The 24,292-nt window shown below is 33.8% G+C and carries 23 protein-coding genes; 7 read left to right on the forward strand and 16 right to left on the reverse strand.

What is annotated here, in order from left to right:
* Positions 1-8 precede the first annotated feature (8 nt).
* On the reverse strand, positions 9-701 hold the full coding sequence (locus AABL52_RS17595; RefSeq protein ID WP_341518068.1) for an FMN-dependent NADH-azoreductase: 693 nt from the start codon (positions 699-701) through the stop codon (positions 9-11).
* A gap of 294 nt (positions 702-995) precedes the next feature.
* Here AABL52_RS17595 and AABL52_RS17600 point away from each other — a divergent pair, with 294 nt between their 5' ends.
* Entirely contained in the window at positions 996-1,961 is a 966-nt protein-coding gene (locus tag AABL52_RS17600; RefSeq protein WP_341518069.1) for an arsenic resistance protein, read from the forward strand.
* Between the two features lie 117 nt (positions 1,962-2,078).
* Here AABL52_RS17600 and AABL52_RS17605 read toward each other — a convergent pair whose 3' ends face one another.
* Together AABL52_RS17605 and topB are read right to left on the reverse strand one after the other, a co-directional pair.
* A complete protein-coding gene (locus tag AABL52_RS17605; protein WP_341518070.1) occupies positions 2,079-3,326 on the reverse strand; it encodes a DUF4153 domain-containing protein in 1,248 nt (415 codons plus the stop codon).
* Positions 3,327-3,789: 463 nt separating this feature from the next.
* Positions 3,790-5,934, reverse strand: a complete 2,145-nt coding sequence (gene topB, locus AABL52_RS17610) for a DNA topoisomerase III (RefSeq protein WP_341518071.1) — start codon at positions 5,932-5,934, stop codon at positions 3,790-3,792.
* 292 nt (positions 5,935-6,226) lie between these two features.
* On the opposite strand from topB, the gene AABL52_RS17615 reads away from it, so the two are divergent.
* Entirely contained in the window at positions 6,227-6,796 is a 570-nt protein-coding gene (locus AABL52_RS17615; RefSeq protein ID WP_076536800.1) for a class I SAM-dependent methyltransferase, read from the forward strand.
* Positions 6,797-7,112: 316 nt separating this feature from the next.
* Positions 7,113-7,658, forward strand: a complete 546-nt coding sequence (locus tag AABL52_RS17620; protein ID WP_341518072.1) for a hypothetical protein — start codon at positions 7,113-7,115, stop codon at positions 7,656-7,658.
* 51 nt (positions 7,659-7,709) lie between these two features.
* Here the strand turns inward: AABL52_RS17620 and AABL52_RS17625 are convergent, their stop codons facing one another.
* Together AABL52_RS17625 and AABL52_RS17630 are read right to left on the reverse strand one after the other, a co-directional pair.
* Positions 7,710-9,290, reverse strand: a complete 1,581-nt coding sequence (locus AABL52_RS17625; protein WP_341518073.1) for a multicopper oxidase family protein — start codon at positions 9,288-9,290, stop codon at positions 7,710-7,712.
* 117 nt (positions 9,291-9,407) lie between these two features.
* Positions 9,408-10,691: an aminopeptidase P family protein gene (locus AABL52_RS17630; RefSeq protein WP_064460314.1), complete on the reverse strand. Its 1,284-nt coding sequence runs from the start codon at positions 10,689-10,691 to the stop codon at positions 9,408-9,410.
* 219 nt (positions 10,692-10,910) lie between these two features.
* On the opposite strand from AABL52_RS17630, the gene AABL52_RS17635 reads away from it, so the two are divergent.
* Positions 10,911-11,894, forward strand: a complete 984-nt coding sequence (locus AABL52_RS17635) for a F510_1955 family glycosylhydrolase (protein WP_341518074.1) — start codon at positions 10,911-10,913, stop codon at positions 11,892-11,894.
* A 15-nt stretch (positions 11,895-11,909) separates the two neighbouring features.
* Entirely contained in the window at positions 11,910-12,638 is a 729-nt protein-coding gene (locus tag AABL52_RS17640) for a sulfite exporter TauE/SafE family protein (protein WP_239661036.1), read from the forward strand.
* Positions 12,639-12,696: 58 nt separating this feature from the next.
* Here AABL52_RS17640 and AABL52_RS17645 read toward each other — a convergent pair whose 3' ends face one another.
* On the reverse strand, positions 12,697-13,569 hold the full coding sequence (locus tag AABL52_RS17645) for a LysR family transcriptional regulator (protein WP_327936882.1): 873 nt from the start codon (positions 13,567-13,569) through the stop codon (positions 12,697-12,699).
* Between the two features lie 143 nt (positions 13,570-13,712).
* Here AABL52_RS17645 and AABL52_RS17650 point away from each other — a divergent pair, with 143 nt between their 5' ends.
* Positions 13,713-14,420, forward strand: a complete 708-nt coding sequence (locus tag AABL52_RS17650) for an alpha/beta fold hydrolase (protein WP_151035393.1) — start codon at positions 13,713-13,715, stop codon at positions 14,418-14,420.
* A gap of 71 nt (positions 14,421-14,491) precedes the next feature.
* On the opposite strand, the gene AABL52_RS17655 is transcribed toward AABL52_RS17650, so the two are convergent.
* The gene (locus AABL52_RS17655) at positions 14,492-15,406 is read right to left on the reverse strand and encodes a hypothetical protein (RefSeq protein WP_341518075.1); all 915 of its coding nucleotides are present in this window, start codon (positions 15,404-15,406) and stop codon (positions 14,492-14,494) included.
* A gap of 245 nt (positions 15,407-15,651) precedes the next feature.
* On the opposite strand from AABL52_RS17655, the gene AABL52_RS17660 reads away from it, so the two are divergent.
* Positions 15,652-15,882, forward strand: coding sequence for a DUF896 domain-containing protein (locus AABL52_RS17660; protein WP_000789775.1), 231 nt, complete (start codon positions 15,652-15,654; stop codon positions 15,880-15,882).
* Between the two features lie 50 nt (positions 15,883-15,932).
* On the opposite strand, the gene AABL52_RS17665 is transcribed toward AABL52_RS17660, so the two are convergent.
* From AABL52_RS17665 to nheC, 9 genes are all read right to left on the reverse strand, one after another.
* Positions 15,933-16,412: a CcdC family protein gene (locus AABL52_RS17665; protein ID WP_000561058.1), complete on the reverse strand. Its 480-nt coding sequence runs from the start codon at positions 16,410-16,412 to the stop codon at positions 15,933-15,935.
* Positions 16,413-16,430: 18 nt separating this feature from the next.
* Positions 16,431-16,826, reverse strand: a complete 396-nt coding sequence (locus tag AABL52_RS17670; protein ID WP_000737865.1) for a DUF2871 domain-containing protein — start codon at positions 16,824-16,826, stop codon at positions 16,431-16,433.
* Positions 16,827-16,972: 146 nt separating this feature from the next.
* The gene (locus tag AABL52_RS17675; RefSeq protein ID WP_000358538.1) at positions 16,973-17,368 is read right to left on the reverse strand and encodes a cytidine deaminase; all 396 of its coding nucleotides are present in this window, start codon (positions 17,366-17,368) and stop codon (positions 16,973-16,975) included.
* A 33-nt stretch (positions 17,369-17,401) separates the two neighbouring features.
* Positions 17,402-18,703 carry a pyrimidine-nucleoside phosphorylase gene (locus AABL52_RS17680; protein ID WP_002108542.1) on the reverse strand — a complete coding sequence of 434 codons (1,302 nt, stop codon included), beginning with the start codon at positions 18,701-18,703 and terminating at the stop codon, positions 17,402-17,404.
* A gap of 36 nt (positions 18,704-18,739) precedes the next feature.
* Positions 18,740-19,921 (reverse strand): NupC/NupG family nucleoside CNT transporter, encoded by a 1,182-nt coding sequence (locus AABL52_RS17685; RefSeq protein WP_048566912.1) that lies wholly within the window; start codon positions 19,919-19,921, stop codon positions 18,740-18,742.
* Between the two features lie 102 nt (positions 19,922-20,023).
* Positions 20,024-20,695 carry a deoxyribose-phosphate aldolase gene (deoC, locus tag AABL52_RS17690; protein WP_001017444.1) on the reverse strand — a complete coding sequence of 224 codons (672 nt, stop codon included), beginning with the start codon at positions 20,693-20,695 and terminating at the stop codon, positions 20,024-20,026.
* Positions 20,696-20,999: 304 nt separating this feature from the next.
* The gene (locus tag AABL52_RS17695; RefSeq protein ID WP_000356571.1) at positions 21,000-21,947 is read right to left on the reverse strand and encodes a sugar-binding transcriptional regulator; all 948 of its coding nucleotides are present in this window, start codon (positions 21,945-21,947) and stop codon (positions 21,000-21,002) included.
* 367 nt (positions 21,948-22,314) lie between these two features.
* A complete protein-coding gene (locus tag AABL52_RS17700) occupies positions 22,315-22,941 on the reverse strand; it encodes a LysE family translocator (protein ID WP_000432998.1) in 627 nt (208 codons plus the stop codon).
* Positions 22,942-23,175: 234 nt separating this feature from the next.
* Positions 23,176-24,255: a non-hemolytic enterotoxin NHE subunit C gene (gene nheC, locus AABL52_RS17705; protein ID WP_341518076.1), complete on the reverse strand. Its 1,080-nt coding sequence runs from the start codon at positions 24,253-24,255 to the stop codon at positions 23,176-23,178.
* Positions 24,256-24,292 lie beyond the last annotated feature (37 nt).

Consider the following 24,292-nt stretch of genomic DNA (forward strand, 5'->3'; position numbering starts at 1 on the left):
ATTATCAATTAAAATTTCGCCGCTACTTTTTTAACGTTCTCTAAACCTTCTTCAACAATTTGTTGTGAACGATCTGGATATTGATTGTGCCCCTCAATTACAACAGTCTCTGGATTTGTAATTCCCCAGAACCCAAGTACATTCGTTACATAATTCACTGCCATTTCCATAGGAGCCATTTGTTCTGAAGAGTAATCTGAACCACGCGCACCTAATACAACGACTTTCTTATCGCCAGCTAAACCTTCTGGACCATTTGCTGTATATTTAAATGTTTTTCCAGCTTGAGATAAGTATGAAATATACGTAATTAATGGCGCTGGCACTGTGAAGTTCCATAGTGGAAAGGCAAATACAACTTTATCAGCTTCTAAAAACTGATTTAAATATTGATCTACCGTAGCTACAGCCTTCTCTTCTTCTACTGTTAACTCCATTCCTTGACTACGTTTGTATCCACCTGAAATAGCGATATTTCCGTAATACGGAAGATCTAATGCGAATAAATCTAACTCCGTAATTTCTGTATTTGGATTCGCTTCTTTATAAGCACTTACAAATGTTTCATACATTCTTGAACTAACTGCTTGCTCCGCTGGACGATCGTTTGCTTTTACAAATAATACTTTTGACATTGTTTTATTCCCCTCTACTTTTGTATTTTCTTCTTTTTTACCAAATAACGAGCTAAATAATCCCATTTTCTTCACCTAAACTTTCTTATCATATTCATTATTCATCATCATAAAAATTCTTATTCTAGTAAAAAGTTCCAATAGATACCTTAAGTACAAACACAAAAAACTTTTTGTTATTTAATTACCTTATGTAAGTGATTGTAATACAGTAACTTACTTTAGTCAAGTAACTTTAAATATAAAATAATATCTCGAATTAAAAATAATGACCACAATACAATTCATACACCCATTGTAACTTTATTGTTTGTATAATGGATGTAGAGAGGGCAATTCATATTTAGAAAGGATTTACTCATGAGCACTATAGAAAAGATTCAAACTTTTATTATTCTTTTTGCTGTTACATGCGGCATCGTACTCGGACAATTTAATTTGATACATATGTATTCAGAGCAATTTATTGTCCCCTTCTTATTTTTCATGCTGTATGGATTATTCCTCAACATTCCATTGAAAGAAATAAAAAATGGATTCCGTAATTTAAAATTTGCTGGAACGAGCCTCACCATTAATTTTGTATGGACACCTTTACTAGCTTGGGGGTTAGGCGCTCTATTTCTTTCAGACCATCCGGCACTTTGGGTTGGATTTATTATGTTAATGGTTACTCCATGTACAGATTGGTACTTAATCTTTACTGAAATAGCGAAAGGAAATGTAGCACTTTCTACTGCTATTTTGCCTGTAAATTTAATATTGCAAGTACTGCTCCTTCCCATTTATTTATTTTTATTTGCTGGTGTCATGAAAACTGTAGCGGTTTCTGTTTTAGTAGAAAGTATTGTTATCGTAATCGTCTTACCATTTGTACTTGCACACGCTACAAAATTCATTATGAATAAAATGAAAAAAGCTGAAACACTCGAGAATAAACTCATCCCGTTTTTCAGCTCTGCTCAAATTGTATTTTTAAGTTTAGCAATCGTAGCGATGTTTGCATCACAAGGAAAATATTTACTACAAAATATGAATGTCGTTTTACTATTACTCATTCCTGTTCTATTGTTCTTCATCATTAATTTTGTACTAGGACAATTTATCGGACGCATGATGCGTTTATCTTATAAAGATACAGTTAGTCTAAGCTTAACAACATTAGCAAGAAACTCGCCTGTTGCACTCGCTATTGCTGTAACAGCTTTTCCAGACGAACCTCTTATCGCTCTTGCATTAGTGATTGGACCTTTAATTGAACTGCCAGTACTTGCTTGTGTTTCACAAGTGTTGTTGCTTATTAAGAAAAAAAAGCAATACACATAATAAAAAAGCGTCCTACTTTAGGACGTTTTTTTATTGCCGAGAAATTATAGAAGTAACGATAATTATCGGCTCTAAGGATTTTATACGTTTTAGACACGCTATATTAACAAAGCCTTTCTAATTAAACATTATAGGAAAAGTAAATATGACGAACGCTGCCCAAAGTCCGTAGATTGGCAAATACTTCGTAACAGCTTCTTGGATAGCTGTCGGTCCTGATTTGTTTTGTAGAAAACGCATATAGGAAAACATAATCCAAATGAGATTTGCCCAGATCAGTATGTTTACGCCTAAAACAGCAAGTCTATTAGGTGTAATCCCGTAAGAAGAAAGTCTGAATACGATGGCTGACAATGCGACAGTGTCAATAATAAGCGCCAGAACAATTAAGGCAAAATTTATATAATCTGAAATGCTCTTTTTCTCGTCTGAGTCACTCTCAACGATAGAAAATATAGTAACAGCCAATACACCAAGGAGTATTCCATTGAAGGCCATGAGGAAGTTACGATCCAAGAACGGATTTTTTCCTACCCATATAACTGTTATAAGATAGATCAACAATGTGATCAGGACGAGCGGACTAAAAATTTTAGATATGTATGGTGTAATATTTTTAGCAAGTTTAAGATTCAATGATACTACGTATGCAGCCACTACAGCGAGAGCAGCAGCTCCAAATAAAACAACATTACTAAAATAGAATTCTCCTATATCCAAGTCAACAAAGCTAAATAACTTCATAGTGAATACTGCTAGTATCATTCCGCTCACAGCCATGCTAGCGTAGAGAAGACAATATTCTAAATTAAATTTAATATAAGCTAATCTTGTACTGCCTTTTGAATATTCATTTCCCGTAAACGCAAGTCCCAATAAGACCCATAACAATATAGGAAGATGTAAATACGCAAGGATACTGCTGTCTTTATAATTTAATGGCAACATATTAAGATACAACCCGGCAATTAGGAACAACGCTGCAAGGAAATAAATAATACTTTTTTTCGGAGTATTATTGTAAATAAAATAAGCAGCAATAAAGGGAATTACACCAAAAGCCAAGTTAATTGGAGCAATTGCTTCCTGCTCAACAAAGTGAAAAATGATTCTAGTGCTTAGCCCAGCTAGAATAGCTAACATACCCATGAATAAGAAACCTTTTTGAAACAGCGATATTTTTTCTTTATTTGCCGTCTCCTTGAAATGTAATCTTTCATACCAAGCACCTAGCACCTGAGAATCAGGATTTTCATCCCATGCTTGTGAGAATGACTTTTTAAAAGCTTTCGGGTCTTTTCTATACATTCTCTCCAACTCATGAGGATTATCCATATTTTCAATAATCAAATTGTTAATGTCCATATTTATACCTCCTCTAATTTTAAAAATAACGTTGTTAACTTTTCTACAAAAAGCACCACAATTATTTATTCTGTTTTTGATTTTAATATATTTTTTATCGTTTTACAATAAATATTTATTATTTTATACGATATTTTTATTGCATACTTTCTTCCATTCTCTTAATTGCTTATTTTCCCTTTATATAAAGTGAAACTTTAATCAGTGGGGTCTTCTTCATCCCCCACCTAACTTCTTTGCTTTCGCTGAATTTTAAGGTGGGGGTCTTGCCCATTAATGCGGGATAAAAGAAATGATAAAGATAATATAAACGTCCTATTTAATACTTTTCTTTCAAATGTTTTTTATTGTTAGCACACAAAATCCTATAATTTAAAAATAAAAAAGCATGACATAAAATCGTCATGCTTTCTCTGTTCTACCTATGTTTTTTCAAACTTAACCTTTTATTTGTTAAAACCACTTAATTCTCAAACACAAAATTCATCTTATTATCTTTCCACTCTAACTTCGCATCAAACGTTTTCTCGCCTTTTTTAAAGCCTTTAATTAAATCGGTCTTTTCACCTTTTAAAAGCTTTGTCATATTCTTTTGCGAAATTGTTTTACTTAATATCTTCTTTGAAATGGTAAAATCACATTGCGTTGTATTGTAGTTTGAACAACCGTAAAATGTGGACTTATCAATCACATCTCCATCACATTTTTTACAACTACCAACCTTTTTACCTGTTGTAAATTTCGATCCTTTTCGTTCAATCGATTCCACATGTAATCCAGTGAAGTCCCATTTCTCCGACATTTCTACCGCATCTTCAATAATTTTAGCTGATAGCTTTTTCGTTTGTTCCATAAATGTAGCTGGTGATGCTGTTCCTTCACCAATTTCCGCAAGGCGTTGCTCCCATTTCGCTGTCATTTCTGGTGAAGCTAGTATTTTATCACCGATTGCGGTAATTAAGACTTTCCCTTTATCAGTTGCATACACTTGGTTCTTCTGCACATCTATATATTTACGGTCTTTCAGCATCGTAATAATACCTGCACGCGTTGCCTCAGTACCTAAACCTTCTGTTTTCTTTAATACTTTCTCCAGCTCTTCATTCTCTAAATACTTACCCGCCGTTTTCATTAACGTAATAAGTTGTCCTTCTGTATAACGCTTCGGCGGCTGTGTTTTTCCTTCTTTCACTTTCACCTTTACAACTTTTCCTTGTTCACCTTCTGCGACAATTGGAAGAATTGTTTCGTCATCTTTATCATCTTGGAAAATAACTTTACGCCAACCTTCTTGAATTTGCTGTTTTCCTTTTGAAATGAATTCAGCACGTTCATCTACAAGAGTTGTAATCGTTGTGTAGTCAAAGATTGCTACTTCATAATGCGCCGCAATCAGTCTTCTTACGATCATATCGTAAATTTTCTTTTCATCACCTGATAGTTTGCTTGGATTTGTAACTTGCTCTGTCGGAATAATAGCGTAGTGATCTGTAACTTTTTTTTCATTCACATAACGCTTATTATTCATAATCGATTCAATTGGTGCTGGCAATAACCCTTTATATTCATCAAACTGACTTAACTTCTGTAAAATATCAGGGAACGTCGCTGCTTCTCCTTGTGTAACATAGTTAGAATCCGAACGCGGATAAGAAACTATCCCTTTTTGATATAGTGCTTGTGTTATATCAAGCGTCTTTTTCGGTGAAAATTTAAAAGCTTTATTCGCTGTCGCTTGCAGTGCTGATAAATTAAATAAAAACGGCGGCTGAAACTCTTTACGCTCCGTTTTCATTTCTTTTACTACAGCCGGTTTCCCTTGGCAAAATGCTGCAATTTTATTTGCCATATCAGGGTCTTTTAAGCGGGATTCACTATCCTTCTCCCATTTCCCCTCATACTTCTTTCCTTCTATATTAAAGGTTGCGAACACTTCCCAAAACGGCTCAGACTTAAAGTTTTCAATTTCTTTCTCACGCTTTACAATCAACGCTAACGTTGGTGTTTGTACACGACCAGCGGAAAATACATCGTTCATTCCTTTTTTCTTTAGCAGAATACTAAAGACACGCGATGCATTCATACCAACGACCCAGTCCGCACATGACCTTGTATACGCCTCATAGTACGTATTAATTGTATCTGCTTCATCTAGTAAATTTTTAAATCCTTGGTATATAGCTTGTTTCGTTAAAGATGAAATCCAAAGACGTTTCATCGGCTTTTGCACGTTACAAAGATTAATAATGTTTCGTACAATCAATTCCCCTTCGCGCCCAGCATCGCCCGCGTGAATAATTTCTGTTACCTGTGGATTATGTAACAGCTGTTTCACAACGTTAAACTGCTTATACTTTGACTTTGTTACTTCAAATTGAAAACGCTCTGGAATCATCGGTAACGTATTAAGTGACCATTTTTTCCACTCTGCGCGATAATGCTCTGGATTACATAACTGCGTCAAATGACCAATTGCCCATGTACAGTACGCTCCATTTGGAAATAACTCATTCGCTTCTACTTCTAAATAGCCATCTTTCCGGCGATATTTAAATTGTGAAACAAGAGCCAAACCTTGATCTGGTTTCTCGGCAATAATTAATTTCATTTTATAACTCCCTATCTGTATTCCAGTGTTACTTTCATTGTCTATCTGTTTAGAGGCGATGATAAAACAACAATCTTATTTATCATTCGCGGGTTATTCCCAGTAATGGGATAACTATAATATTATACGCTTATTCTTTATATGTTCACAATAGAGATACTCACATATTATTTCTCCTATATTTAAAACAATATAAATGTGAATTCAATTGTACAAAAGTTAAACTCTACAACCATATCACTTTTTTTCTACTAACATAAGCTATAATAAACTTGAAAAGGATGATGATAATATGAAAAGTCTAGTAAGTATACACGACTTATTAGCAATTATAGAACATACCGAAGGCTGGTTATCGCCGCATGAGCAATTTGCTCTATTACACTTATCTTCAACGCTAGATCACTTAGACGGAGATATAGTGGAAATCGGTTCCTATAAAGGAAAAAGTACAATTGCCTTAGCTCTGGGAAGTTCTCTATTGAGTAATAGAAAACGTCCAATCTACGCTATTGATCCATTCCTTGATTGTTATTACCCTTCATTTCAGTTCAACATAAATTACCACGGACTACAAGATTTCGTTATTCCAATAAGAAAGTTTAGTACACAAGCTTACGATGATTGCCCTAAATCTATTGCCGCATTATTTATTGATGGTGATCATGAATATTCTAGTGTGAAACACGACATCACTCATTATGTATCACGTGTTGTAAATGGTGGGCTCATTCTATTTCACGATTATACCGAGCAGTTTCCAGGAGTTATCAAAGCTGTAAATGAACTTTGCAATAACTCTGAATACAACATTGTTTTAACTTACGACCACCTTATTATCGTTCGAAAAACAAATAATTAAGCTCTGTTTCATTATCTTGCTTACTATCCTAACTCCTTTTTATTCACAAAAAAGATGTTCAAAAGTGGACCATCCTTTCCATTCATTTTTACTATATATATTTCTCTCAAAGTAATAATACTTTTCCCTCTGTAACTACTATGATCGTAATGCTTTTTTACAGATCCTCACCTACTAAAAGAACACATCACTATTTGAACATTATATCGAACTCACTTCTAATAAATTGTGCAGATAATATGCAGATATAAATAAGCATAAGTACTCTCCATATGAACATATGATGACATAAATGATAGGACAGGGAGGTATCATGATGTTCGCTTACACATTAACCGCCTTAACACTTTGTTGTATCTCGGTTCTTATTACATCATATATATCTAAACGCAAGGGTACCCTAATGGAGTATATGGTATTTATTATGTCTTTTAGTATGAGTACGGGTTTAAGTATAGGTTTTTATTTAGGTATTCTTTTTAAAGGAGAATTGCTATATTCTACTTTGCTTGCTATTTTGATTAGTAGTTGTATCGGTTTTTTAGTCGGTCTACGTTTTCACCTATATACTGCTTTAGAAGGAATGTTCTCTGGATTAATGGCAAGCATGATGGGAGCAATGATTACAGAAATGTTAAACGCTCAACAAGCCCATAGTATACTGTTTATTAGCCTTTTGCTTACGATAACAATAACTATGTCATGTATAATTCAACTTTTATCAGATACTTTTTCTACTTTTATTCAACGGCGTTTTTTGTTATTACTATCAATTAGTGTGGTAATTATCGTGGCCGTATTCGTGACATTCCCAGATCATACTCCCCCACCTTCACCCGGGCATGATCAACATATACATTGACTCTTTCAGCGAAAATGAATAAGCAGCTATCCAAAGGATAACTGCTTCATATTATTCTGGCTTATTAGGAATGTTTGGGTTGGGAACATAGTCAGATTTATAATCTGTATATTTCACTTCTGTTACCATCCCCGCGGAAGCATGGTGTAAATCATGACAGTGGAACATCCAATCACCCGGATTGTCTGCTACAAAAGCTACTTCATATTCTTCACCTGGCTTTAGGTTCAAAGTATCTTTCACAATTGAAGAACCTTCTATCGGTTTTCCATCTTTACTCAACACCTGGAAGAAGTGACCATGTAAATGCATTGGATGATCGTCCATTTTAGAACGATTTACCAATTTCACTTTTACTAAATCACCCTTTTTTACTGGAATCGGGTCAATATTCGGAAATACCTTTCCGTTAATTGTATATACCATTTCATTTCCATTCATTTGCGTATTTAAATCCATATTATATGTGACAGGATACTGCTGATTTAACGTGAAACTACCTAATTTTTTAGCACCGTATTTCGTCACATCTAATTTCGGTAATTTTTCTTTTTCGTTTGCTTTATCTTTCATCTCTTTGCTGCCATCATATTCAATAACAGCTTTCATTCCTTTTACACCTTTATTTGCTAAATGGTCTTCCACATACCATTTCTCAGGATTATTAGCAGTAAATTCAATATCATAACGTTCACCCGGTGCGATTGAAATTACTTGATCCTTTATAACTTTTGGATCGTTTATTGGTTGACCATCTGTCGCAATTACTTTTATATCATGACCGTGAACGTGTATATCATGTGATAGATAACCAGCATTAACGAGTCGAAGACGAACTTTATCTCCCTTATTCACTTTTAATGGTTCTACTAAATCCCCACTTTTACCATTGATTGTGAATAAATCATACATACTCATATCATGACCTTCCATCTTCATATTTCCATGATCCATTCCTTTCATATCATCATTCTTTTTCGTATTTTCATTATCCTTAGATTTATTACCTTTTTGCCCTTTTGTCATTTCTTTTAACTGTTTATTAATCTCTTCTTTATCTGTTACCCATTCATCTAACATTAATGTGTAATCTTTATCATATTTTTCCTTTGTATCTTCTACAATGAGCGCTCCATATAAACCTCTATCTAATTGATTTACAGAATCTTGATGTGAATGATACCAATACGTTCCTGGTACGTTCGCCTCAAATTCATAGGTGAAACTTTTTCCAGATTCAACCGCATCTTGCGTCACGCCTGGAATTCCATCCATACTATTTGGAACAGGATACCCATGCCAATGAATAGATACCGGTGCAGATAGTTCATTTTTTAATGTCACTTTCACCTTTTCACCTTTTTTCACCCGAATTTCTGGACCAGGAGATGAGCCATTAAATGTCCAGACCGGAACAATAACACCGTTACTTAATTTTTGCTTTTCTTCTTTCGCTATTAAAGTAACTTCTGGTCCCTTAACAATTTCCAATGGTTTTGTAGCCGTTTCAGTTTGTTTAGTTTTTTTATCATTCATATTTTTATGATCGTTTGTTGTATTTGTGGCCAAAGAACATGCAGCAATTAAAGATATGACAAAGACTGTAACTGCTGTTAACACAAATCTCTTCATGGAAACCCCTCCTTTTTCTTTTTCAAAATCATTATAAAAAATGATTTTCAAGAAAATATGGAGATATACAATGAGCTAAATAAAAAGACGCCCAAAATTGAGCGCCTCTTCTAATGGTTATTTCGTAACAACTTCATCTTTTTTTGCATTTACATTGTTTTCTCTCATAAACGCTTCAATCTCTTCAACTTCTCTAATGATATCTTTTGACAAGTTTTCATGTCCGTCTTTCGTTACAAGAATATCATCTTCAATACGAATGCCGATTGATTCTTCTTCAATATAAAGACCAGGTTCAATTGTTATAACCATGCCTTCTTCTAACACTCTATCTTTGTATGTCCCTACATCATGCGTATCTAAACCAAGGAAATGGCTGACACCATGATAATAATATTTAGACAGTTCCTCATCTTCTTGTATTAAACCAACTGCTTTACACCCTTCTGCAAGTACTTTTTTAGCATGCTCATTTAATGCAGCGAACTTTAAGCCTGGCTTAATAATCTCTGTTGTTTCTTTCAATGCTTTTAATACAATATTATAAATTTGTTTTTGGCGACTAGAGAATGTTCCATTTGCCGGGAATGTATAACTAATATCAGCGTTATAGTAATTTTTTTGAGCGCCTAAATCTAGCAGTACTAAATCGCCATTCTGAATTTGTGCATCATTATCTTCATAATGAAGAACTGTAGCATTTTTCCCACTTGCCAAAATTGTATTGAACGCATGATGCTTAATGCCAGATGATTTTAGTATGAAATCAAACTGAGCTTCTAATTCATATTCCATCATGTCTGCTTTTGCATGCTTAAGTACGTTGTAAATACCGTCTTTCGTTACAGCAATCGCCTCTTTCATAATTTCAATTTCTTCTTCTGTTTTAAACACTCGTAATTCACAAATATTCGGATATACATTACCAATTAAAACGTGTGGATACTGTTCTCTTACATGTTTAGCAAATGCTAATGTTTTTGTCTCTGTACCATTCCATTCACGACGCTCTAAATCTAAATATAGATGCTTCACATTTTCTGTAAAAAGTATATTTGACATTGTCTTTTCAAAGCTATCTAAATATACAACTTTCTTTATACCCGAAATTTTCTCTGCTTCTTCGTTAGAAACTGTTTTACCGACCCACTTTTCCATTACTGGATCTGACTTTTCAATAAAAAGTGTTTCTTCAACACTATTTCCAACCTTCTTCAACATGAAAATAACATTTGGTTCATCGATTCCTGTTACATAGTAAAAATTCCGATTCGGCACAAATTTATAATGTGCATCCGCTGACATATGAGGTGCTTGTCCCGCAAATAAAATAGTAATAGATTCGTCTGGTAATGTGTTTACTAATCGTTCTCTATTTTGAGCAAAAAATGTTGCTTTCATAATAATCCCCCTAGCGTTCTATGTATGATTAAAAAACTAATTATCTAATCAATTCATTTTATTATTGTTACAATTTTTCGTCAATTAATAGTACTCATAGAAAAAGGAAAATCCCCCTTACTAGTACCCCTCTAATCTACATTATGCATACAACTCCACAATTTCTTGACATTTATTCCATATACTTAAAATCTCATATATAGGAAAGGAGCCACAACTTTGAAACATTATGTAGCAACTGGGTTAGCAATTACTTCCTTATTCATAATTACTGGATGTTCTAGCAATACCGAAACAGCACCCGTGAAGAAAGAAACGGTGCAATCTGAGTCAAAAAATATAGAAACAGCAAATACGAGTCCGCAAGACTTCTATAAAGAAATTACATCTGGAAAAATCGAGCACATTCACGGAATTGGCTATGCAGGAAATATGCCTGGGGTTTCTATCGCCACTCATAGCGGGATAAAAGTTTATCATAATGGAAAATGGCTTGAAACTAAGACTGGATTACATGATTATATGGGATTTCAAGCAACGAAGAACGGATTCTTTGCCAGCGGTCATCCTGAACCAGGAGCAAATTTAAAAAACCCTTTAGGATTAATGAAAAGTTCTGATGGCGGTAATACCCTTGAAAAGCTAGCTTTTTACGGAGAATCTGATTTTCATAACCTTGCTGTCGGATATAATACGGAAGCAATTTATTTATACAATGAGCGTCCAAATTCTAAATTACAACAAGGTTTTTATTTTAGTACGAACAACGGACAAGATTGGAAAAATAGTAAGTTAAAAGGTCTTTCGAGTACGATTCATTCCTTTTCCGTACATCCGGATCAAGCTAGTGTAGTCACGGTAAGTGCTAAAGACGGTGTTTACTTATCTACAGATTACGGAAATACATTTGAACTATTATCTACATCACTTGAATCGACCGCAGTTACATTAAGTAATGAAGATGTTATTTACGCCCCTATCAATAAACAAATGATAATGAAGAAATCAATTGCTACAAATGAAGAGACAAATATACAAACTCCATCTTTAGATGCTAAAGATGCAATTATGTACATATCACAAAACCCTCAAAATTCAGCTGAAATCGTATTTGCTACACTGAAAGCAAATGTGTTCCTTTCTACAGATGAGGGTAAAACGTGGAAGCAGATTACTAAAGAGGGAGCATTCCAATTTAATTAGAAGGGTGAATATAACTTGTTTTCAACAATTAGTGAATGGAGCTATCAACTCATGTCTCCTTTAATGGATGTCGCGAATGCTACGAAATCAGTACCTCTTTTATTTGCGTTTTTATTAGGCGTAGTAGGTACCCTTGCTCCTTGCCAATTAACAGGAAACATTAGCGCTATTACACTTTATGGCAATCAATCTTTACAAAAGGGACATGCATGGAAACATATATTGTTATTCATTTCAGGAAAAATAATAGCTTTTACAACGCTTGGACTATTAGTATGGGTCTTAGGAAAAGAGATTCAGCAAATATTAACTTTGTATTTCCCGTGGTTAAGGAAAATGATCGGACCTTTATTAATTTTAATGGGGCTAATGTTGTCAGGTATTATAAAAGGTAGTAATTTCTTCTCTACCATCTTCCCTATCAAATTTATACGAAAACAAAGTGAAGTCAGCTCATTTTTACTTGGATTTTTCTTTTCGTTAGCTTTCTGTCCGACTATGTTCGTTCTATTTTTCGGAACATTAATCCCTTTATCTTTCTCATATAATTATGGTTACTTGTTTCCGACATTCTTTTCGGTAGGAACAGCTCTCCCTATCGTTATATTAATGTTCATCATCTCCTACCTTGGATTAAATGGGGCACTACTTAAAAAGAGCCGAAAAATAGGAAAAAACATTCAACGTATAGCCGGTGTCCTACTCATTTTAATCGGACTTTATGATACTGCTCTATATTGGTAATACATCCAAAAGGTAAGCTTCAGTAAAATGAGCTTACCTTTTGGATCATTTTATTTATTCATTTTTTCTTTTGTTGTAGTTGGCTTAGCAAATTCATAACAAATGCCAGAAACAGTGGATCATTCTCTTTTTTAGGTGACCACTGCATAATAAGTTGTCGTGGAATTCTAATTTCTATCGGTTGCACAATGAAATCATTAATAATTTGCTTATGTAGTCCTGATACTGGAACAATTGTTATACCGTTAACCTGTAAAGCAAGTGCTAATGCTGAACTAATGGTCTCTGATTCCATCACTTTATTAACTACTATTTCATTTTTCGTCAAATATGGTTCAAGTACTTCTTTACAACCAGAAAGCGGCATAATGAAAGGATAATTTTTCAACTCTTTAATAGTAAGATTAGGTGGAACAAACTTTGAAGAAACCATAACATAAGGATCTTCACCAATAACTTCATAATGAAATCCTGGTATTAAATTTTCTTTTATAGAAATAGAAAAATCAGCACTTCCAGAAGACAGCCAATCTAATACTTCTTGATAGCTTCCTTCTCGAACTGCAAGCACGTACTGACTTTGATCAATATTACCTAGCTGGATACACTCCGCCAAACAATATACAGTAACGGAAGGATACGTAGCTAGTACAATCTTATACAAGCTTCTATTTTTTAATTGTAAAGCTGTTTCTTCAAGGTTTTCATACTCCATTAGAAGTCGATCTACACAAACTAAAAATCCCTTTCCATTTTCAGTTAACATCGTTCCTTGTCTAGAGCGATCAAATAAAGTTAAAGCATATCGTTTCTCTAATTTGTTTATGATATGAGTTATAGCCGGCTGTGTCATATGTAATTCTTTCGCTGCTAAACTAATGCTGTTCAACCGAGCCACATTTTTAAAAACTTTAAAATCAAAAACGTTCATTCTGTTCTCCTTATATAAAAGATATTTATATCATCTATAAATAACCTTCATTATATTTATCAAACCACTTCCTATACACTAAGTATACACCATCAATATTACGAAAAAATAAGGCATATAAACATTAGAGGAGTGTTGATTAAATGAGTACTTACATTTTAATACATGGAGCATGGCAAGGTGAATGGGCATGGGAATTAGTAAAACCTCAGCTTGAGGCTTTAGGTCACACAGTTGTTACACTAGATTTACCTGGAAGCGGAAAAGATATGACTCCCTCCCAAAATGTAACGTTAGATTCCTATGTTGATGCAGTAACAGCTACTATAGATCAACAAAATGAAAAAGTTATTCTTGTTGGACATAGTATGGGTGGAATTGTAATCACGCAAACAGCTGAACTTATACCAAATAAAATCGATAAATTAGTATATCTTTGTGCATTCTTACCACAAAACGGAGAAAGTCTTGGTAGTAAATTAGATGGTGAAGCTGGTCCACAATTCTCAATTAATGAGAATGACATGACTGCAGAACTTATACCAGAGTTGACTGAACAAACATTTTTAAATGCTACAGAAAATGAAGCTATTAAAGAATCTTCTTTCAAACAAATGCGTCCTCAACCACTAGGTCCATTCCAGCAAGAGATAAAAATATCTGCAGAGAACTTCGGAACTATAGATCGTATTTATATCGAAACGACTCTAGATAGAGCGATTCCGATTGATTTTCAGCGCCGAATGAATACAGAGACCCCTTGCACGAAAATAATTACTTTGGAAGCTGATCATTCACCATTCTTTTCTAAAGCGGCAGAACTTGTTAATTGTTTAAATGAGTTAAGCTAAACTTCATTTAATGAAAATAGACACCCGCAGGTGTCTATTTTTTATGCTAACTAAGGATTGTATTTCCTTCTCTACATTTGCATACCCTTTTGCTTCATCTCCCACTTTTTATACAGTAGTACTGCACCAAATAAAAATACTCCCGCAACAAATGAAGCTACTGGTAACATCTTTATCATTTCATCTGGAAATACGAGCGGCAATAGTGGAAATGCATACGCTGCTGGAATACGTACTCCAACGATTTTTAATAAAATAAGCATTAATATCATATTTAATAAAGTGACTACAATCCATGAATCAATCGTAAAGTACAATAACGTTCCAACAGTTGCAGATGCAGTTAATACTAATATTTGTTTAAAAGCCATTTTTTCATTGTACATCGGCTTTTGAAGTGATTCATACACAACAACTAATATTGGTGGAATAACTGCTAATTGTTCATAACCAGTTATCCAACATAAACTGATCCATACGAAATTTAGTATTAGAAATACAGTCATATATTTATACTGTATTTGCACTTTTCGCTCAATACCGTTGTTCAATTTAAATATAAGAACACCTATCATTAAAATAAATGTTAAAGCAAATACCGCGATAACAAATGACCATTCCGTCGCATTTGTTACTAATGGTAATAAACCTGTCGCAATTGATGGTGCTAAATTGGATTGAATTACACGTAAAAACAGCATCATGAATACAAGCGTTAAGCTTACTTTCCCTAAATAGGCTATATCCATTTGATTCACCATAAAACCTATCACAGCCGTTATTGACGGTGCAATAAAAATTTTATCAGGTTGTCTTAGCCACCCTGGCTCACGATATGCCCATAAAGCAACTGCCATCGCAGCTATTTCTGGCAAAATGACTTCCGGATTATTTAATAACACACCAGCTGTTACCATAGCTAAAATAAATAAAATAGCAATCGTATATGAGATGATTGTTTCTTTCTTTGAAATTACTGCATTCATTATTACATACTCCTTTTTGCTTATTACTCTCATAAAGTAAAACAATACTTTATATACCCTACTAAGGTATTGTATATTAACATCTTTTCTATTTCAAATATTTGTAGTTTTTTCATTATTTATCACCCCATACACTTACAAAACAAGGAATGTTTATAGGCATTGACACTTATTAAAAGATAGGTTATAATAACTATACATTAGTAAGTAACTAATGTAATTGAATCTAACTAGAGGTGAAACAAATGAAAAACATTTTATTCCGTATTAACGAATTATCAAAAAAAGAAAAAGCATCTGGATTAACAGTTGATGAAAAACAAGAACAACAAATGTTGCGTCAAAACTATACAAAAACATTTCGTGGAAGTTTAGATTCCATTTTATTAAACACAAAAATTGTTGATCAACATGGTCTTAACGTTACACCAGCCGCATTACAAGATGCTCAAATACGTTTAAAATTAAGCAAATGAAATCAAAGCTAAAAAAACAATCGTATAAAACATAAAAAGAGCCGGAATTCCTATTTAGAAATTCCAGCTCTTTTTATTATCTTTTCCAATTTCGTAAATGAGCGATACATCGCAATTCGCCACGACACAATCATTGCAAATGCAAGTAAGAAAAACATTCCGCTTAACTCTGCTAAATCAATTGATTGACTTAAATACGATTTTAACGCTACTCGTACAGCCAATAAGCCTACTAAAATAAAGATGAATGCTTTTGACGGTTTCATATATATATGTTCGTTTCTTATTTCAAACTTAGTTGTTTTAATAAGAAATATAGAGAAAATAAGTCCTATACTAATCGCCTCTACTATTTCTAACGATGTTAATCGAAACTCTGGTAAGAAGTACATCATTGCACCAGTACTCATAAAAATTGGCGGTAATATAATTTTCTTTTTCGTTACCGGTTTTTTCGCTGCTTTAAAGCGAAGAAACATGACCCCAACAGCCATACAAACTGCTACAATACTTGATAAAAGTGCTATCATACTCTCCCCCACACCTATCTATTTAAAAGACTTTTTGAGCAAAATCATAAACCAAACGAGCCCGATACTTATAATAACATGACCTAATCCAGCCATATGGCTTAAACCATTAAAGTCAGTTCCATTTACTTGTAGAAGCCCTCTCCATAGCATTGTAGCGACAGTAAAAATTACTCCTACATTATAAACAACAAACCACGCATGAAAACTCTTTGTTTCATGGACATGAAATACTTTAAATAGAGCCAAAGCGATTAAAAAGAAGACGAAGCCGAGCACTAATACGTGTGTATGCACTAATTGCAACATTGTGGATCCTTTAATTCCTTGTGCTTTCGAATACTCTCTTGCAAATACTCCTGATAATAAACCGATAATTAAGTAAATGAATGCTGCATTATATAATTTCTTCATTCTATTCCTCCTGCTGTAAACTTTCTATATTCGCTGCAATCATTTTACGCAAAGTTTATGAACGGAATATGAACAAAATATTACATTCAACTTTTGAAAATAAAAAAGCCATTCCACAATTAATAATTGCGGAATGGCTTTTCAACTTATTTTAAATCTTCTATTGAGAAAGCACCTGGAAGTAATTGCTCAACAGTCACTTCTTTTTCATCGCCTTTTACATTCATTAGTAAAACTGGCATTTTCGGTTCACAGAATTCAGCAATCACTTGTCTACAAGCACCACATGGTGAAATCGGTCCGTCTGTTTCGCCTGTAATAACTAAGTAACTAAAATCGCGCTCACCTTCTGATACTGCTTTAAAGATTGCTGTTCTTTCTGCACAGTTACATAAACCATAAGAAGCATTTTCAATATTACAACCAGTATAGATTTTACCTTCTTTCGTAACTAACGCTGCACCAACAGGAAATTTCGAATACGGAATATATGCTTTTGATAACATCTTATTTGCTTCTTCGATATATTTTTTCTTATCCATATTTTTTCCTCCTCAAAGTAAACGTAATTATGATTAGTCAGTAATAACTGTATGAACTAATTTAGGAGCAACTGCTGTTTCGGCGATAGAAATGTTCTCATAAATTTTAGCTTTTACATCTTCTACATTTTCACGGTTCGCATAGATTGTTACGAATGGCTCGCCTTCTTTTACTGCATCGCCAACTTTTTTACGTAACATTAATCCTACTGCTAAATCAATTTCATCTTCTTTTGTCGCACGGCCAGCACCTAGTAACATAGCTGCGATACCGATTTCATCTGCAACAATGTTAGAAATAACACCTGAAGCTTTTGCTGGTACATCAATTACATACTTCGCCTGTGGCATTTTTTCTGGATTGTCTACAATTGAGCTATCTCCGCCTTGATTGCTTAAGAACTCTTTAAACTTCTCAGTTGCTTTTCCGTTTTTCATAACTTCAATTAGCATTTCACGAGCTTCTTCTAATGTATTTGCTTTTTTCGCAAGTACGACCATTTGGCTACCTAATACAAGTACTAATTCCGTTAAATCTTCTGGACCTTCACCTTTTAACGTATCAATCGCTTCTTTCACTTCTAGAGCGTTACCAATCGCAAAACCAAGCGGTTGTGACATATCTGAAATAACAGCCATAGTTTGACGTCCTACATTATTTCCGATACGTACCATTGCATGTGCTAATTCTTTTGCATCTTCTTCTGTTTTCATAAATGCGCCAGCACCTGTTTTTACATCAAGTACGATTGCGTCAGCACCAGCTGCAATTTTTTTACTCATAATTGAACTCGCGATTAAAGGAATTGAGTTTACTGTTCCTGTTACATCACGTAATGCATAAATCTTTTTATCTGCAGGTGTTAAGTTTCCAGTTTGTCCAATAACAGCTACTTTGTCACGGTTTACAATATCAATGAACTGCTCTTTCGTAATTTCAACGTGGAATCCTTCTACCGCTTCTAATTTATCAATTGTTCCGCCTGTATGTCCTAAACCACGACCAGACATTTTTGCTACTGGTACATCTAAAGCAGCTACTAATGGTCCTAATACTAATGTTGTCGTATCACCAACACCGCCAGTTGAATGTTTGTCTACTTTAATTCCTTCAATTGCTGATAAATCGATCGTTTCTCCAGACTCAACCATCGCCATCGTTAAATCTGCACGTTCGCGATCTGTCATATCTTTAAAGAAGATTGCCATTGCAAGTGCACTCACTTGATAATCAGGAATACTTCCGTCTGTATATCCATTAATAAAGAATTTGATTTCTTCAGTCGTTAATTCTTTGCCGTCACGTTTTTTCGCAATAATATCTACCATTCTCATTACAATCACCATTCCTTTTTATATGATATGAATCTATTAAAATAATAAGCCTACGATTGTTGCTGATAAGAAACTTACTAATGTTGCACCGAAAAGTAATTTCAAACCAAATCTTGCGACTACATTCCCTTGCTTTTCATTTAAGCTCTTAACTGCCCCTGCAATAATTCCAATTGAAGAGAAGTTTGCAAATGAAACTAAGAATACAGATATAATCGCTGTCGTTCTATCTGAGAAATTAAAGTTTCCTTGTGCTAAATCTGTCATAGCGACAAATTCATTTGATACTAATTTTGTTGCCATAATATTTCCGGCATTAACTGCTTCATGCCAAGGTACACCCATAATAAATGCAAATGGTGCAAATACATAACCAAGAATTTCTTGGAATGAAATACCAATTACACCTTTAAATACTGCATTAATGAATGCGATTAAAGCAACGAAACCGACTAACATAGCTGCTACTGTAATTGCAACTTTAAATCCATCTATAATGTATTCCCCTAATACTTCAAAGAAAGTCTTTTTCTCTTCTTCTTGTACTTCTAACATATCTTCTTCTTCAGTAACTTCATAAGGGTTAATGATAGAAGCGATAATAAAACCACCGAATAAGTTAAGCACTAAAGCGGTTACAACATATTGTGGTTTTAATAACACCATATATGATCCAACGATAGACATTGAAACGGTAGACATTGCAGATGCACATAATGTATACATTCTTTTCTCTGGCAATAATCCTAGTTGTTTCTTAACTGAAATAAACACTTCAGATTGTCCTAAAATCGCAGAAGCAACAGCGTTATATGATTCTAGTTTCCCCATTCCATTTACTTTACTTAATGCTAGACCGATAGATTTCACAATAATAGGTAATACTTTAATGTGTTGCAAAATACCTATTAAAGCTGAAATAAATACGATTGGCATTAATACACTTAAAAAGAACGAAAACTCTTTTTGATTTACTAATCCACCAAATACGAAATTCACACCGTCAGCGGCATATTTTAATAGCTCTCCAAAACCATCTGCTATTCCGCTAATTAATATATTCCCTACACTTGTATTTAATAATAAAAACCCCAAAATGAATTGTAATATAACCATCGTTATGATTGGGCGATATTTGACTTTCTTTCTATCATTACTAGCAAGCCAAGCGATACCTAAAATCAATACGAGGCCTAAAATACCGATTAAATATTTCATAAGCCGTCTCCTCCCATTCGTATCCGCTTACATTTTTTTCAATTGTTAAAACAATAGATACACTTTACTTTGTGTATCTATTGCTTTTGACTTCATTAATGTTTAGTAGTTATCTGTAGCACCTTTTGCATCATTTAATACGATTGCAACACTAGCACTTGCTCCAACGCGAGAAGCTCCAGCAGCTACCATTTTGTCTGCATCTTCACGTGTACGAACGCCACCAGATGCTTTTACACCAACGTTTGGTCCAACTGTTTTGCGCATTAATGCGATGTCTTCAGCAGTTGCTCCGCCAGTTGAGAATCCAGTTGAAGTTTTTACGAAATCAGCACCAGCTTTTACTGATAATTCACAAGCGCGTACTTTCTCTTCATCTGTTAATAGGCAAGTTTCAATGATTACTTTTACAAGAGCTTTTCCTTTTGCTGCTTGTACTACTTCATAAATATCTTTTTCAACGAACTCGTTATCGCCATCTTTTAAAGCGCCTACGTTGATTACCATATCAACTTCAGTTGCACCTTTTGCAATAGCATCTTTTGTTTCGAAAGCTTTTGTTTCAGTAGTGCTTGCTCCTAATGGGAAACCGATTACAGTACAAACATCTACGTCATGTCCAGCTAATTCTTCAGCAGCTAGCTTCACCCATGTAGGATTAATACAAACAGAAGCGAATTTATATTCCTTTGCTTCTTCGATTACTTTCATAACATCTTCTTTAGTAGTATTAGCTTTTAAAATTGTATGGTCAATTAACTTTGCAATATTCATTATCTTCACTCCTCATATCTTTTAACAACTTCATTCTAACTCTTAGTTGAACAAATGTAAATACACTTTTGAAATTTTGTTCATTCTTTTTAGAAGGGAATCTCTTGTAGTAAATAAAGCACATTCTAACTAAGAAACACTTCATATATAAAATGAAAACTTTTATATTAACAATGGTAGTATGTATCTCAATATCCATAATTATTTTTAAAAAGGCAATTTGTATTCAAAAACACTCCATAATTCATACATAACAAAATAAAAGGCTTTCTCAAAATTAACATCTTGAGAAAGCCTTTTATTTCTAATCTTTTTTATAATGTAACAGTTCTTTTGCTGTATGCTGATCTATAATTAATACATTTGCATACCCGCCACGTAACGCACCATCAATTGCTTTTATTTTTCTATTACCACCTGCAACTAAAATAGAACGTTTCTTTAATTTCAGTTCCTCTAACTCAATTCCAATTGTACGCTGATTAATTTCTTCGCTACTAATATTTCCGTCTCCATCAAAGAAACGTGAACAAATGTCACCGACCGATTGTTTTTTGAGTAAACTTGTTTCATCCTTATCGAAATAACCTAATCGGAATAATAGTGCTTCGTCTCGCACTGTTCCTACAGTGAAAATTGCAATATTCGCTTGTTTCCCCATTTCGATAATGTGATGAATATGTCGATCCTGCTCTACTAATTCCTTTGTCACTGCATTATCAAATATTACTGGAAGGGGTAGATTTCTTGGCGTCGTTTGAAAAGCATCTGCAAATAAAGCAATGGTCTCATTCGCATATGTATTTACACTCGAATGACTAATACCACCTTTTAACTGGACAACTTCTACACCTTTTACATGTTGTGGTACGATTTTTCTAGCGATTTCATACATCGTCATTCCCCAGCTTACACCAACGATATCACCAGTTTTAACCGTTTTTTCCATATACTCTGCTGCATATTTACTAATATACTCTGTAATCGTTGCATATTCTGGTACTGGAGAAAATACGACATGTGCCTCTAACAAATTGTACTTTTCTTTCAGTAAATTTCCAACGTTATCTAAATCAGCAAATGGATCGGCTATACTAATTTGAACAAATCCTTTTTCTTTCGCGTACTTTAATAGTCTAGAAATCGTCGGTCTTGAAATATTTAATTTATTAGCAATTTCTTGCTGACTATAATCTGACTGATAATATAATCTTGCAACTTCAACGCTTAATTGTTGTTTATCTTTATCCATAGTAACTCGTTACATATCCTTTCCTGTATTTCCTTTTCGTTACAAGCATTATACAGCTTTATGCAAGAAATTTCGACTACTGAATTTTATCCGCCTATACTGCTACTTCCCTTAATGTATGCAATGACACTTTAATCAATGTTTTTTGTCCATCCCCCTACCGATTATCAGCCCAATCTCCATAATGTAAGATTTTTTCTTATAAAACAAACCGGTCAGGTTATTGAGGAACTTATTTTTAACGTTCAAATTAGATACGTGTATAAAATTAGTATGAAGGTGTGAAATCAATTGTAAAATGGTAGTTTTAGAATAAGTAAATAAGAGAAATAACCACTATTGATTATTTCTCTTTTCATATACATATTTATTTTTGGAAAAACAATCTCACTCCAAATACTAATAATACTGCTCCCGTAACACCCTCTATTGTACGGTTCACTCTTTCTTTTCTTAGAAAAGTTCTTAATTGGCGTATGAGTGAGATATAAAGTAAATACCATATTGCTGTCAAAGTCGTAAATGTGACTCCTAATAAAAGAAATTGGAGGAAATGATTTTGATTACTCACAATAAATTGGGGTAAAAAACTAAGGAAAAACACAGCAGTTTTTGGATTTAAAATTGCCGTAGTAAATCCTTGTCTAAAGCTTTTAATTGCCCCAATATCCTTAGAGTCCATTTCTACTGAACCTAATATATCTTCTTTTTTATGTAAGGCACTTTTAATTGACTTTACAGCTAAGTAAATTAAATAAAAAGCCCCAGCATATTTTATAAATGTAAATAACATAGCAAATTTCATTAGGATAGCAGAGAGTCCTAACGTAGCCATTATTGTATGAATCATCATTCCAGATATCGTTCCTAAAACAGTCTTTATACCACCATTTTTACCATGCGAGATAGTGTTTTTTGTAACTAGTGCAAAACCAGGACCAGGCATCATTATGATTAACATTGCTGTAAGGATAAATAATAGATAATTTTCCATGTTCCAGTATTTCCTTTCCAATTTTTAGTTTTGCTTACATTATAACTTTTTTCATTAAAACATTACATATAAAAAACTTGTTCAGAAGTTTATCTAGGGTATTAGTATCGATTTGATTAAACATTACCCTAAAACTACATGAATAAAAAACATGACAAATTTAAATATCAAATTACAAGTCCAACTTTCACAAAAAACAGGATAAAAAAATAAACAGCGGAACTAGTCCACTGTTTACTTCGCCACGCCTTCATGTAATTTTTCTGTATAATCTTTTACATCTTTCCAGCTATCTTTCGCTGTATGTAAGTCTTCTTTTATAAACGTAAATTCTTCAGGGCTGATTCCTTTTACGTTTTGTAATAAGTTATTATATTTTGCCCCTACTGTATACCATTGATTTGATATATTTTGCAGTGCTGTAATAGCTGCATCAATCGTTTCAGTCATATTTGTTGTTTTATTTTTTACATCTGTCAAAATTGCGACTTCTGCTTGTGCGCCAGAAATTCTATCCTTTAAATTAGCTATTTCTCTTTCTGCATTTGCGATATCTTTTTTCGCAACGGCAATCATCGGTCCGCCAGCAAGGCATGTTATTAACGCTACGCAAAGTACACCACCAGCAATGACCATATCATTACTCTTTTTGATTGAATCGTTATATGTATTGATTTGTTGCTCTAGAGCTGGAATACCGGCATTCGTACTTGCCAAAATCGATGTTAATTGATTTGTATCCTCTTTAAAACTATTTGTGTCTTTCGCCATTCTATCGCGAAAAGCTTTCAAATCCCCTAATAATACATCTACCTCATTTTGATTCTTTACAATATCCGCATACAACTTTTCTAAATCCGCTTTTAATTTTCCGCTATCCTTTTGATCAATCGCTATTAACATGCTATTATAATAAGCTTGAAAAGTATTATTGTAATTAATAATATTTTGATCTGTTTTCAAAATTTGAGGCTTCATATGATTTAACCAATATGCCGCGTTAATTTTTGCATCTCTTTGGTGCTGAATCATATTTCCTTTAAACTCACTATTAATGGAGCTTATTTTACTTAAATCAGTCTCTTGTTGATTTTGAATTAATTTTGCATATGAATCCATTGCAAATATGCTCGATGTCGTTTGTGCCATTACATCTTGGAACCCCGCTGGCCCGAGAGAATAATTTTTCACACTTTCTTGCAATGTTGTTACGTTCTGTTCTGCTGCAAAAGGATGTAAAGGTAATGCGTTACTCGTTGCCACCCCAGCAATCATTAACGTTATAAGGCATTTTTTATAAAATCTTTTCTGCATACTTTTCACCTATTTTCTTTATAAGAGTATAAAAAGC

This window comes from Bacillus paramobilis (genome assembly GCF_038096195.1).
Classification (GTDB): domain Bacteria; phylum Bacillota; class Bacilli; order Bacillales; family Bacillaceae_G; genus Bacillus_A; species Bacillus_A mobilis.